Genomic DNA, 12,423 nt, shown 5'->3' on the forward strand with positions numbered 1-12,423 from the left:
GACGAGGACGACATGCGCACCGCCGAGATCCGCCAGCGCTGGCTCGACTACTTCGCGAGCAAGGACCACGCCATCGTGCCGTCCGTGCCGCTCATCTCCCCGGACCCGTCGATCCTCTTCACGATCGCCGGCATGGTGCCGTTCATCCCGTACATCCTCGGCACGCAGGACGCCCCCTGGCCCCGGGTCGCCAACGCGCAGAAGTGCATCCGCACCAACGACATCGAGAACGTCGGTCGCACGACGCGGCACGGCACGTTCTTCCAGATGCTCGGCAACTTCTCGTTCGGCGACTACTTCAAGCAGGGCGCGATCGAGCTCGCGTGGGAGTTCCTCACGGGCGACCAGGCGTCGGGCGGCCTGGGCCTGGACGGCGACCGGCTCTGGGTGACGATCTGGAACGAGGACGCGGAGTCCGCCGACACGCTGCGCCGGGTCGGCGTCGACCCGCGCCACATCGTGCGGCTCACGCGCGAGGAGATCTTCTGGGACACGGGCCAGCCCGGCCCGGCGGGCCCGTGCGCGGAGTGGCACTACGACCGCGGTCCCGAGTTCGGCCCCGACGCGGAGGGCGGCACGGTCGACCCCGGCGGCGACCGCTACCTCGAGATCTGGAACCTCGTGTTCGACCAGTTCGTGCGCGGCGAGGGGCGCGGCAAGGACTACCCGCTGCTCGGCGAGCTCGAGCGCAAGGCCATCGACACCGGCGCCGGGCTCGAGCGCATCGCGTACCTGCTGCAGGGCAAGAACAACCTGTACGAGACCGACGAGGTCTTCCCCGTCATCGAGCGTGCCGCCGAGCTCACCGGGCGCCGCTACGGCGCGGGCGGCGAGGACGACGTCCGGCTGCGCGTCGTGGGCGACCACGTGCGCTCGTCGCTCATGCTCATCGGCGACGGCGTGACGCCGTCGAACGAGGGCCGCGGGTACGTGCTGCGTCGCCTCGTGCGGCGCACGGTGCGGTCGATGCGCCTGCTCGGTGTCGAGGAGGCCGCGCTGCCGGAGCTGCTGCCCGTCAGCCGTGACCTCATGAGCGTGTCGTACCCCGAGGTCGCGCGCGACTTCGACCGCATCGCGCAGGTTGCGTACGGCGAGGAGGACGCGTTCCTGCGGACGCTCACGGCCGGCACGACCATCTTCGAGGGCGCGGTCACCAAGGCGAAGGCCTCGGCGGGCGACGCGGGCGTGGTGCTCACGGGCGACCAGGCGTTCGCGCTGCACGACACCTACGGGTTCCCGATCGACCTCACGCTCGAGATGGCCGCCGAGCACGGCGTCACGGTCGACGAGCAGGCGTTCCGCACGCTCATGCAGGCGCAGCGCGACCGTGCGCGTGCCGACGCGCTCGCCAAGAAGACCGGCCACGCCGACACGAGCGCCTACCAGCAGCTGCACCAGACCCTCAGCGCCGACCACGGCGCCCCGGTGCGGTTCGTCGGCTACACCGACACGACCGCGAGCTCGACGGTCGTCGGGCTGCTCGTCGACGGCGTGCCCGCGCCGTCCGCGACCGCGCCCGCGCACGTCCAGGTCGTGCTCGACGTCACCCCGTTCTACGCCGAGGCGGGCGGCCAGCTCGCCGACACCGGCACGATCAGCCTCGAGAACGGCGGCATCGTCGAGGTCGACGACGTGCAGGCGCCCATCAAGGGGCTGTCGGTGCACCACGGCCGGCTCGTCGACGGCACGATCACGATCGGCGACGCGGGCGTCTCGACGATCGACACCGCGCGCCGTCGCGCGATCGCCCGGGCGCACACCGCGACGCACATGGTGCACAAGGCGCTGCGCGAGGAGCTCGGCGACAACGCCACGCAGGCGGGGTCGGAGAACGCGCCGAGCCGCCTGCGGTTCGACTTCCGCTCGGGTGCGGCCGTGCCGGCGTCCTCGCTGTCGCAGATCGAGGGGCGCGTGAACGAGCGCCTGCAGGACGACCTCGAGGTCACGGACGCGGTCATGGCGATCGACGAGGCCCGTGCGCTCGGCGCGATGGCGCTCTTCGGGGAGAAGTACGGCAACGAGGTGCGCGTCGTGTCCATCGGCGGCGACTGGTCGCGCGAGCTGTGCGCCGGCACGCACGTGCGGCGCTCGGGCGAGCTCGGGCTCGTCACGCTGCTCGGCGAGGCGTCGATCGGCTCGGGCGTGCGACGCGTCGACGCGCTCGTCGGCGACTCGGCGTACGGCTACCAGGCCAAGGAACGCGCGCTCGTGAGCCAGCTCTCGGGCCTGCTGGGCGCGCGCCCCGACGAGCTCGGGGACCGCGTCTCGTCGCTGCTCACGCGGCTCAAGGAGTCGGAGAAGCAGCTCGCGGCGCTCCAGCAGGCGCAGGTGCTGGCCGCGGCCGGGTCGCTCGCGGCCGGTGCGCAGCAGGTCGGTGCGACGCGCGTCGTCGCGCACGACGCGGGCGAGCTCGCGTCGGGCGACGACCTGCGGACGCTCGCGCTGGACGTCCGCGGGCGGCTGGGGGAGTCCTCCCCGGTGGTCGTCGCGGTCGGCGGCGTCGTCAAGGGCCGCCCCGCGGTGGTCGTCGCGACCAACGCCGCCGCGCGCGAGGCCGGGCACCGCGCCGGACAGCTCGTGCGCACGGCGTCGGGCGTGCTCGGCGGCGGCGGCGGCGGCAAGGACGACGTCGCGCAGGGCGGCGGCACCGACGCCGCGCGCCTCGGCGAGGCCCTCGAGGGCGTCGTCGCGGCGGTCCGTGGCTGACGGCGGCGACGCCGTCGTCCGTGGCGTGCGCCTCGCGGTCGACGTCGGGACGGTGCGCGTCGGGGTCGCGTCGAGCGACCCCGACGGCCTGCTCGCGACGCCGGTCGAGACCGTCGCGCGGGCGTCCGGCAAGCCGCGGCCGGGTGCCGCGGACGTCGCGCGGATCGCGCACGAGGCGCGCGAACGGGGTGCGGATGTCGTGTACGTCGGACTTCCCCGCCATCTCTCGGGCGCGGAAGGGTCGTCGGCGGGGCTCGCGCGCGCGTACGCTGTCGCACTGGCGCGCGCGGTCGGACCCGTCCAGGTCCGGCTGGTCGACGAGCGGATGAGCACGGTGTCCGCCCATCACGCGCTCCAGGCGTCCGGCCGATCCGGGCGCCGCCACCGGCAGGTCGTCGACCAGGCGGCCGCGGTGGTGATCCTGCAGCAGGCGTTGGACGCGGAGCGGTCCACGGGGCGACGTCCCGGGGAACGGGTCGAGGTCGACCCTGGCCGTGACGCGGCAGCACCAGGGGGCGGTGCGGGCGACGGCACGACGACGGTGGAGTGACGCACACGTGAGCAACCAGACGGAATGGTGGGCCCCCGTGAGGTCGGAAGACGGTTCGCCCGATCTGTTCGGCGGTGACCGCGCGACCCCCGACGGCGGTGCGCAGCCTCCGCGTCGCCGCTCGCGCGCCGCGGGGCGCAAGCGTGAGGAGCGGCTGCGCAAGCAGCGCCGTCGCCGCTCGATCGGCGTCCTGCTCGTCGCGCTCGTGCTGGTGGCCGGGGCCGGGTACGTCGTGTACTCGCTCGTCGGCGGGTCGCTGTTCGGCGACGGCACGAGCACGGCGCGCGGCGTCGACGACTACCCCGGCCCGGGCCGCCCCGGCGCTCCCACCATCACCGTGAACGCCGGTGACTCGGGTGCCGTCATGGGCAAGACCCTCGAGGAGGCGGGGATCGTCGCGACTGCGAAGGCGTTCACGACCGCCTTCAACGCGAACCCCGACGCCTCGAGCATCCAGCCGGGCACCTACCAGCTCCTGCTGGAGATGAAGGCCCAGGACGCGGTGCTCGCGCTCCTCGACCCCAAGAGCCGCGTCTCGACGCGGGTGACCATCCCCGAGAGCTGGACCGCCGAGCAGATCCTCGAGAAGGTCAGCCAGGTCACGACCGTCCCGCTCGACGAGCTGCGTGCCGCGGCCGCGGACCCGGCGGCGATCGGGCTGCCGGCGGAGGCGAACGGCAACGTCGAGGGCTGGCTGTTCCCGTCGACGTACCAGTACGAGCCGGGCACGACGCCGGCGCAGATGGTCGGCCAGATGGTCACCAAGACGATCGAGGTCCTCACGTCCAAGGGCGTCCCGCAGGACCAGTGGGAGACCGTGCTCATCAAGGCGTCGCTCATCGAGCGGGAGGCGGCGCTCGACGACGACCGGCCCAAGATGGCGCGCGCGATCGAGAACCGTCTCGAGAAGGGCATGCGCCTGCAGATCGACGCGTCGCTCGCGTACGGTCTCGGCATCCCGGGCACGCAGCTGACGCTGGACATGCTCCAGACGTCGGACAGCCCGTACAACCTCAACCGGGTCAACGGCCTGCCCCCGACGCCGATCGCCGCACCGGGCGAGCCCTCGATCGACGCGGTGCTCAACCCGGCGGACGGTCCGTGGCTGTTCTGGATGACGGTCAACCTCGACACGGGCGAGACGCGGTTCGCGACGACGAACGACGAGCACGAGCAGAACCGCGCGCTCTACCGGCAGTGGCAGGCCGAGAAGGCGGCCCAGGAGGCGCAGGGCGACGAGGAGCAGGACGGGTGACGACCGCGGTGCACCGGGCCGCCGTGCTCGGGCACCCGGTTGCGCACTCGCTGTCGCCCGTGCTGCACGCGGCCGCGTACGCCGCGCTCGGGCTCGACGGCTGGCGGTACGACGCGGTCGACGTCACGGAGGACGCGCTCGCGACGTTCCTGCGCGACCTGGACCCGACGTGGGCCGGGCTGAGCCTGACGATGCCGCTCAAGCAGACGGTGCTGCCGCTGCTCGACCACGTGGAGCCGTTGGCGGAGGTCGTGGGTGCCGTGAACACCGTGCTCGTGCACGGCGCGGGTGCGGGTCGCACCCTCACGGGTGCGAACACCGACGTGCACGGTCTGGTGCGGGCGCTGTGGGAGGCGGGCGTCGTCGACGGCGTGCGCACCGGCGCCGTGCTCGGTGCAGGGGCGACCGCCGCGTCGACGCTCGCCGCGCTCGCGCAGCTGGGGTGCACGTCGCCGCGCGTGTACGTGCGCACGCAGGCGCGCGCGGGTGGTCTGCTGCGCGCCGCGCACCGCATGGGCGTCGAGCCCCGGCTGTGCCGGCTCGACGACGCCGCCGCGGAGATCGCGCGCGCCGACGTCGTCGTCAGCACGCTCCCCGCGCACGCGGCGGACGGCGTGGCGGCCGCGCTGCCCGCGTCGGTGCGGGGTGCGCTCCTCGACGTCTGCTACGACCCGAGCCCCACGGCCCTCGGCGCGGCCTGGGCCGCGCGGGGCGGCGCCGCCGTCGGCGGCGAGCGGATGCTGCTGCACCAGGCGGCGGAGCAGGTCCGCCTCATGACCGGTCGTGTCGCGCCGCTCGACGCGATGGACGTGGCGCTGCGCGGCGCGCTCGCCGCCGCCTGACCGCCGCGCCGCCGCGGCGTGACGCCGGTGTGATCCGGCCGACGCGTCCTTCAGGCGCGGCCCGCACGTGCCGATGACCTCGGGGGCGCCAGCTCGCGGCGCCGCGGAACGAGGAGGCGCGCGTGAAGCAGCTGGGTGAGGTCCTGCTCGACGAGGGGCTCGTGACGGAGGCGCAGCTGCTCGCGGCCCTCGACGTGCAGACGTCCATGGGGACGTCGCTCGGGCGCACGCTCGTGGAGCAGGGCGTCCTCTCCGAGGCGCAGCTCGTGCGCGCGCTGGCGGCGCAGGTCGGCATGGAGTTCGTCGACCTCGACGAGTACGCGGTCGACCGCGCGGCCGTCAGCATGGTCCCGGGCGCGCTGTGCCGGCGCTACGCCGTGCTGCCGATCGGCCTGCGCGACGGTGCGCTCGTGCTCGCGACCGCCGACCCCGGCAACGTCGTCGCGGTCGACGACGTGCGCACGGTGTCCGGCATGGGCGTCATCCCCGTCGTCGCGACCTACGACAACGTGCACCGCGCGATCGACCGGTTCTGCCGGGCGGACGACGAGATGGAGGACCTCTCCAGCGCGTTCGAGGAGGAGCACGCCGAGCCTGAGGCGGACCTGTCGCGCCTCGGGGACTTCGTCGACGACGACGCGCCGATCGTGCGGTACGTCAACCTGCTCGTGACGCAGGCGATCACCGACCGCGCGTCCGACATCCACATCGAGCCCACCGAGCACGACCTGCGGGTGCGGTACCGCATCGACGGCGTGCTGCACGAGACGCAGCGCTCGCCCAAGAACATCCAGGGCGGCGTCATCAGCCGCGTGAAGATCATGAGCGACATCGACATCGCGGAGAAGCGCAAGCCGCAGGACGGCCGCATGTCGGTGAACCACAACGGACGCAAGATCGACCTGCGCGTGGCGACGCTGCCGACCGTGTGGGGCGAGAAGATCGTCATGCGCATCCTCGACAACTCCACGGCGAGCCTCGACCTGCGCGACCTGTCCTTCCTGGACCACAACTACGAGACGTACCGCGAGTCGTACACCAAGCCCTACGGGATGATCCTCGTGACGGGGCCGACGGGCTCGGGCAAGTCGACCACGCTGTACGCGACGCTCAACGCGGTGTCCCGGCCGGAGATCAACGTCATCACGGTCGAGGACCCCGTCGAGTACCGGCTCCCCGGGATCAACCAGGTGCAGGTCAACCCCAAGGCGGGCCTGACGTTCGCCGCGGCCCTGCGCTCGATCCTGCGCTCGGACCCGGACGTCGTGCTGCTCGGCGAGATCCGTGACCACGAGACCGCGCAGATCGCGATCGAGGCCGCCCTCACGGGGCACCTCGTGCTGTCGACGCTGCACACCAACGACGCGCCGTCGGCCGTGACGCGTCTGACGGAGATGGGCATCGAGCCGTTCCTCGTGGGCTCGGCGCTCGACTGCGTGGTCGCGCAGCGCCTCGCGCGGCGGTTGTGCCCGAAGTGCAAGGAGCCCTACCAGCCCTCGCCCGACGAGCTCGAGGCGGCACGGTTCCCGTGGATGCCGGGGGAGCCGCTGCCGCAGCTGTTCCGGCCCGCGGGCTGCAGCGCGTGCTCGCGCACCGGGTACAAGGGCCGCCTCGCGCTGCACGAGGTGATGCGCGTGACCGAGGACATCGAGCGTCACGCCGTCGCGCACTCGTCGTCCGCCGACATCGCGGCCACCGCCGAGAAGCAGGGCATGGTCTCGCTGCGCCACGACGGCTGGCACAAGGTCGCGCTGGGGCAGACGTCGATCGAGGAGATCCTGCGCGTCGTCGCCTGACGCGCTCCCGTCGGCCGCGGCGCGGGCTCAAGTCGCCCCGTGCCGCGGCCGATGACAACCACGGGCACCCGTGTGCCACGCCCGCAGCCGCGGGCACGACGTCGTGACGACGGAGGAAGACGTGACCGACTCGTACCAAGGGCGTCCCGGCGAGCCGAGCAGGGGCCTGCCGCCGTACCGTCCGGCCGGGCCGCAGGCGACCACGGCGCCCGCCGCGACGACGCCGGTGCCCGGGGTCCCGACCCAGGGCGCCCCCGCCCCGTGGCAGGTCGACGCGCGCCCCGTCGCGCCCCCCACGACGCCCGGGGGAGGGCACGCGTACCCGCCGGCGCCGGCTCCCGCGCCCGCACCTGCCGCGGGGCAGGGGTACGGCGGCCAGTGGTCCCAGCCCGGGCAGCCGGGTGCGGCGGCGCCCGCGTACGCGCCGGCGCCCGCCGTGGCCGCGCCTCCCGCGGCGGCACCCCGCCCCGCACCGGCCGCGCACCGCCCCGTCACGCGGGCCGGCGTCGGGCAGGAGCGGCACGAGGGCGACATCGAGATCGACGACGTCCTGCGCGAGCTCGTGCGGCTCGGCGGCTCCGACGTGCACCTCACGTCGGGCGCGCCGCCCATGGTGCGCATGAGCGGCTCGCTGCGTCCCATGGAGCAGTTCGCCACGATGGCGCCCGACACGCTGCGCCGCTCGCTCTACTCGATCCTCTCGCAGAAGCAGCGCGAGCAGTTCGAGGAGGTGCTCGAGCTCGACTTCTCCTACGCCGTGCGCAACGTCGCGCGGTTCCGGGTGAACGTCTACCAGCAGCGCGAGTCGGTCGGCGCGGCCTTCCGCGTGATCCCGTACGAGATCAAGCCCCTCGAGGCGCTGGGCGTGCCCCCGGTCGTCGGGACGTTCGCGGGCCTGCCGCGCGGGCTCGTGCTGGTGACGGGGCCGACCGGCTCCGGCAAGTCGACGACCCTCGCGGCGATCATCGACCTCGCCAACCGCACGCGCGAGGACCACATCATGACGGTCGAGGACCCGATCGAGTTCCTGCACCGCCACAAGAAGTCGCTCATCAACCAGCGCGAGGTCGGTGCCGACACGCACTCGTTCGCCAACGCGCTCAAGCACGTGCTGCGCCAGGACCCCGACATCATCCTCGTCGGCGAGATGCGCGACCTCGAGACGATCTCGGTCGCGCTGACCGCCGCCGAGACCGGCCACCTGGTGTTCGCGACGCTGCACACGCAGGACGCCGCTCAGACCATCGACCGCGTCATCGACGTGTTCCCGTCGGGGCAGCAGGCGCAGGTGCGCACGCAGCTGGCCGGGGCCATCCAGGGCGTCGTGTGCCAGACGCTCTGCAAGCGGGCCGACGGCCCCGGGCGGGCCGTCGCCACCGAGGTGATGGTGGCCACCCCCGCGATCCGCAACCTCATCCGCGAGGGCAAGACGCACCAGATCTACTCGGCCATGCAGGCCGGCGCCCAGCAGGGCATGCACACGATGGACCAGCACCTCGCCGAGCTCGTCAAGACCGGGAAGATCTCGTACGAGGTCGGGCTCGAGAAGTGCCACCACGTCGAGGACTTCAACCGGCTGGCCGGCCGCATCGGCGGCCAGACGCAGGGCGCGGCCGGCCTGGTCGCCGCGGGCGGAGGCTACTGATGGCGAGCAAGACGTTCGAGTACGCGGTCCGCGACCGCAGCGGCAAGATCGTCAAGGGGCGCGTCGAGGCGTCGAACCAGGCGGCGGTCGCCAACCGGCTGCGCGAGATGGGCATGGCGGCCGTCTCGATCAACGAGGTCAGCACCGGCGGCCTCAACGCCGAGATCAAGATCCCCGGCATGAGCGACAAGGTCTCGCTCAAGGACATCGCCGTGATGTCGCGCCAGCTCGCGACGATGATCAGCTCCGGCCTGTCGCTGCTGCGCGCGCTGTCGATCCTCGCCGAGCAGACCGAGTCCAAGCCGCTGCAGCGGATCGTCGCGCAGGTCCGCAACGACGTCGAGACCGGTGTCGCGCTCTCGACGTCCCTCGGCCGGCACCCGCAGGTCTTCCCGCCGCTCATGATCAACATGGTCAAGGCCGGCGAGGTCGGCGGCTTCCTCGACCAGGTGCTCGTGTCGGTCGCGGCGAACTTCGAGTCCGAGCTCAAGCTGCGCGGCAAGGTCAAGAGCGCGATGACGTACCCCGTCGTGGTGTTCGTCGTCGCGATCCTCGCGGTGATCGGGATGCTCCTGTTCATCGTCCCGATCTTCGAGTCGATGTTCACCTCCCTCGGTGGCGACCTGCCCGCGCCGACGCAGTTCCTCGTGCATCTCTCGGCCTTCCTCAAGGTCGCGATCTTCCCGCTCGTGGCGCTGCTCGTGGTGTTCGCGATCTGGTGGTCGCGGCACAAGAACGACCGCGGCGTGCGCGAGCGCGTCGACCCCCTCAAGCTGCGACTGCCGGTGTTCGGCAAGCTGTTCCGCAAGATCGCCATCTCGCGCTTCACCCGGAACTTCGGCGCCATGCTGCACGCGGGTGTCCCGCTGCTGCAGGCGCTCGAGATCGTCGGCGAGACGAGCGGCAACGTCGTCATCGAGCACGCGACCAAGGCCGTCCAGGACTCGGTGCGCTCCGGACAGTCGCTCGCCGGTCCGCTCGCCGAGCACGCGATCTTCCCGCCCATGGTCGTGCAGATGATGGCGGTCGGCGAGGACACCGGTGCGCTCGACTCGATGCTCGGGAAGGTCTCGGACTTCTACGACCAGGAGGTCGAGGCGACGACCGAGCAGCTGACCAGCCTCATCGAGCCGCTCATGATCGTCGTGCTCGGCTCGATCATCGGCGGCATGATCATCGCGCTCTACATGCCGATCTTCTCGATCTTCGAGTACATCCAGTGAGCCGGGCCCCGGCGGTCGGCGACCGGGGCTTCACGCTCGTCGAGGTCGTCGTGGTCGTCGTCGTGCTCGGCGTGCTCGCCGCGATCGCGGTGCCCGTGCTGCTCGCGCACCGCGCGGACGCGTACGCCGCGTCGGTGCAGGCGGACCTGCGCTCGGTCGCCGTGGCGGTCGAGGCGGCGTCCTCCGGGCCCGGCGTGCTCGACGTGGCGCGGCTGGAGGACCAGGTCGTGCTGAGCCCCCGCAACGTCGTCGAGGTGGTCGCGGACGGGGAGCGCTGGTGCGTGCGCGGCTGGCACGGCGCGGCGGGCTCCGCCACGCGCTGGGTGCTGGACCGCGACGGGCTGGGCTCGGACGACGCCCGCTGCGCGGGGCCCGCGGTCGTCACCCTCTGACGGTGCGGCTGCGCCGCTCGGGTGATCGCGGACCGGACCGGTCAAGGTGCCGCGCGGTTCGGTCGAGAGGGTAGCGACGCCCGTCCACGGGGCGGGCGTCGTTGACATCTGGCACCTGCATCGGAGAAGAGGACGGGCATGATCGCTCGCGTCAGCAAGGCTCTGAACAAGAAGGACGGGGAGCAGGGCTTCACGCTCATCGAGCTCCTGGTCGTGGTCATCATCATCGGGATCCTCGCGGCCATCGCGATCCCGGTGTTCCTCAACCAGCGCAAGAGTGCGGTCGACGCGTCGGTCAAGTCGGACCTGCGCACGGTCGCGACCAACATGGAGACCTGGATGACGGAGCACCAGGTCTACCCCACGACCGTCACGGCGAGCGCGGCGGGCACGCCCAAGGTCGTGCTGACCGACGGCACCTCCTCGGTCGACGTCCCGACGAGCCCGGGCAACGTCATCTCGGTCACCGTCACGGGCGGCACCTTCAAGGTGTCGGGCTACAACGCGAACGGGAACGCCACGTCGGCCGAGCCCATCGTGTACGACTCCGCGGCCGGTGGTCTCCAGCCCTGACACGCCCGCACGTGCCGTCGGCGCGGTCGCCCGGTCCTGCCGTGGCGGCCGCGCCGTCGGCGTGTCCGCGTGCACGATCCTGGCGTCGCCGCGCGGCGGCTGGGCCACGCGAGTGATCGTCCGTCACGTGCGTCAAGGTCGTGAGCTGCGGAGCCGACATGCAGTGCACCGGGAGACGGCCGCGCGCGGCCCTCGCCCGTTGACATCTGGCACCTGCATCGGAGAAGAGGACGGGCATGATCGCTCGCGTCAGCAAGGCTCTGAACAAGAAGGACGGGGAGCAGGGCTTCACGCTCATCGAGCTCCTGGTCGTGGTCATCATCATCGGGATCCTCGCGGCCATCGCGATCCCGGTGTTCCTCAACCAGCGCAAGAGCGCGGTCGACGCGTCGATCAAGTCGGACCTGCGCACGGTCGCCACGAACCTCGAGACGTGGATGACGGAGCACCAGAAGTACCCCGACTCCGCGACGCAGGCGGCCGCGGGCGGCCCCGTCGTCCTCAAGGCCACCGGTGCGACCGACGTCTCGATCCCGGTGAGCAGCGGCAACGTGATCACGGTCACGCTCACCGGCGCGACCGTGGCCGCCGGCACGTTCCTCATCGAGGGTTACAACGCCAACGGGAACGCGAGCGAGGCCAGCAAGGCCATCAAGTACGACTCGGACGGCGGCGGCCTGAAGTAGCACGTGCACCGGCGCCTGCCGCGCCGGACGACGACGACCGCCGGGAGGCCTTCCCGGCGGTCGTCGTGCGTGCGCGGCGGGCGGCCGGGGTGGCGACTGTCGCACGAAGGGGCGGCACGCTGCGCCGCTCGGGTGACGTCGTGCACGCGGGGTCAAGAACCCGGTGGTTCCGGTCGACACGTACGTGCGTCGTCCGCACGGCGGGCGACACCTGACATCTGGCACCTGGACCTGAGAAGAGGACGGGCATGATCGCTCGCGTCAGCAAGGCTCTGAACAAGAAGGACGGGGAGCAGGGCTTCACGCTCATCGAGCTCCTGGTCGTGGTCATCATCATCGGGATCCTCGCGGCCATCGCGATCCCGGTGTTCCTGAACCAGCGCAAGAGCGCGGTCGACGCGTCGATCAAGTCGGACCTGCGCACGGTCGCCACCAACATGGAGACCTGGATGACGCAGCACCAGACCTACCCGGCCGCCACGACGGACTCGACGGGTGCGGCGACGGGCAACCAGGTCGTGCTGGGCACCGGCGCGGACGCGGTCACCATCCCCGTCAGCACCGGCAACGTCATCAAGGTGACCGTCGGCACCGGCACGTTCACCATCAAGGGCTACAACACGAACGGCAACGCGGACTCGGCGACCAACACGATCGACTACGACTCGGCCGCCGGCGGCCTCCAGCCCTGACGCCCGCAGCGACCACGCCCGGCGTGGTCGCCCGCGAGACCGCGGGCGACCACGTCGGGCGCG

11 protein-coding genes are annotated in these 12,423 nt (G+C 72.3%); all 11 read left to right on the forward strand.

Annotation, left to right across the window (positions count from 1 at the left end; translation table 11 throughout):
• Nucleotides 1-12 precede the first annotated feature (12 nt).
• The 11 genes from alaS to GY42_RS04075 all read left to right on the forward strand — a co-directional run bounded on the left by alaS (nt 13) and on the right by GY42_RS04075 (nt 12,360).
• Nucleotides 13-2,706: an alanine--tRNA ligase gene (gene alaS / locus GY42_RS04025; protein WP_046528347.1), complete on the forward strand. Its 2,694-nt coding sequence runs from the start codon at nt 13-15 to the stop codon at nt 2,704-2,706.
• The gene (ruvX, locus tag GY42_RS04030; RefSeq protein WP_046528348.1) at nt 2,699-3,256 is read left to right on the forward strand and encodes a Holliday junction resolvase RuvX; all 558 of its coding nucleotides are present in this window, start codon (nt 2,699-2,701) and stop codon (nt 3,254-3,256) included. Before alaS ends, ruvX begins: the two co-directional genes overlap by 8 nt.
• 37 nt (nt 3,257-3,293) lie before the next feature.
• Nucleotides 3,294-4,511 carry an endolytic transglycosylase MltG gene (gene mltG, locus GY42_RS04035; protein ID WP_236686708.1) on the forward strand — a complete coding sequence of 406 codons (1,218 nt, stop codon included), beginning with the start codon at nt 3,294-3,296 and terminating at the stop codon, nt 4,509-4,511.
• Entirely contained in the window at nt 4,508-5,353 is an 846-nt protein-coding gene (locus GY42_RS04040) for a shikimate dehydrogenase (protein ID WP_046528349.1), read from the forward strand. The genes mltG and GY42_RS04040 overlap by 4 nt, the downstream gene beginning before the upstream one ends.
• Before the next feature lie 122 nt (nt 5,354-5,475).
• Entirely contained in the window at nt 5,476-7,149 is a 1,674-nt protein-coding gene (locus tag GY42_RS04045; protein WP_046528350.1) for a GspE/PulE family protein, read from the forward strand.
• Between the two features lie 121 nt (nt 7,150-7,270).
• On the forward strand, nt 7,271-8,794 hold the full coding sequence (locus tag GY42_RS04050; protein WP_046528351.1) for a type IV pilus twitching motility protein PilT: 1,524 nt from the start codon (nt 7,271-7,273) through the stop codon (nt 8,792-8,794).
• The gene (locus tag GY42_RS04055; protein ID WP_046528352.1) at nt 8,794-10,017 is read left to right on the forward strand and encodes a type II secretion system F family protein; all 1,224 of its coding nucleotides are present in this window, start codon (nt 8,794-8,796) and stop codon (nt 10,015-10,017) included. Before GY42_RS04050 ends, GY42_RS04055 begins: the two co-directional genes overlap by 1 nt.
• A complete protein-coding gene (locus GY42_RS18060; protein ID WP_052748199.1) occupies nt 10,014-10,409 on the forward strand; it encodes a prepilin-type N-terminal cleavage/methylation domain-containing protein in 396 nt (131 codons plus the stop codon). The genes GY42_RS04055 and GY42_RS18060 overlap by 4 nt, the downstream gene beginning before the upstream one ends.
• A 138-nt stretch (nt 10,410-10,547) precedes the next feature.
• Entirely contained in the window at nt 10,548-10,982 is a 435-nt protein-coding gene (locus GY42_RS20115) for a type II secretion system protein (RefSeq protein WP_046528353.1), read from the forward strand.
• A gap of 236 nt (nt 10,983-11,218) precedes the next feature.
• Entirely contained in the window at nt 11,219-11,668 is a 450-nt protein-coding gene (locus GY42_RS20120; RefSeq protein ID WP_046528354.1) for a type II secretion system protein, read from the forward strand.
• A 248-nt stretch (nt 11,669-11,916) separates the two neighbouring features.
• Entirely contained in the window at nt 11,917-12,360 is a 444-nt protein-coding gene (locus GY42_RS04075; protein ID WP_046528355.1) for a type II secretion system protein, read from the forward strand.
• Nucleotides 12,361-12,423: the final 63 nt, after the last annotated feature.

It is taken from the genome of Cellulomonas sp. FA1 (assembly GCF_000986825.1).
Classification (GTDB): domain Bacteria; phylum Actinomycetota; class Actinomycetes; order Actinomycetales; family Cellulomonadaceae; genus Cellulomonas; species Cellulomonas iranensis.

Coding starts and splice junctions, on each gene's coding strand:
- alaS (WP_046528347.1), top strand. CDS start 13: ATGCGCACCGCCGAGATCCGCCAGCGCTGGCTCGACTACTTCGCGAGC.
- GY42_RS04055 (WP_046528352.1), top strand. CDS start 8,794: ATGGCGAGCAAGACGTTCGAGTACGCGGTCCGCGACCGCAGCGGCAAG.
- GY42_RS20115 (WP_046528353.1), top strand. CDS start 10,548: ATGATCGCTCGCGTCAGCAAGGCTCTGAACAAGAAGGACGGGGAGCAG.
- GY42_RS20120 (WP_046528354.1), top strand. CDS start 11,219: ATGATCGCTCGCGTCAGCAAGGCTCTGAACAAGAAGGACGGGGAGCAG.
- GY42_RS04075 (WP_046528355.1), top strand. CDS start 11,917: ATGATCGCTCGCGTCAGCAAGGCTCTGAACAAGAAGGACGGGGAGCAG.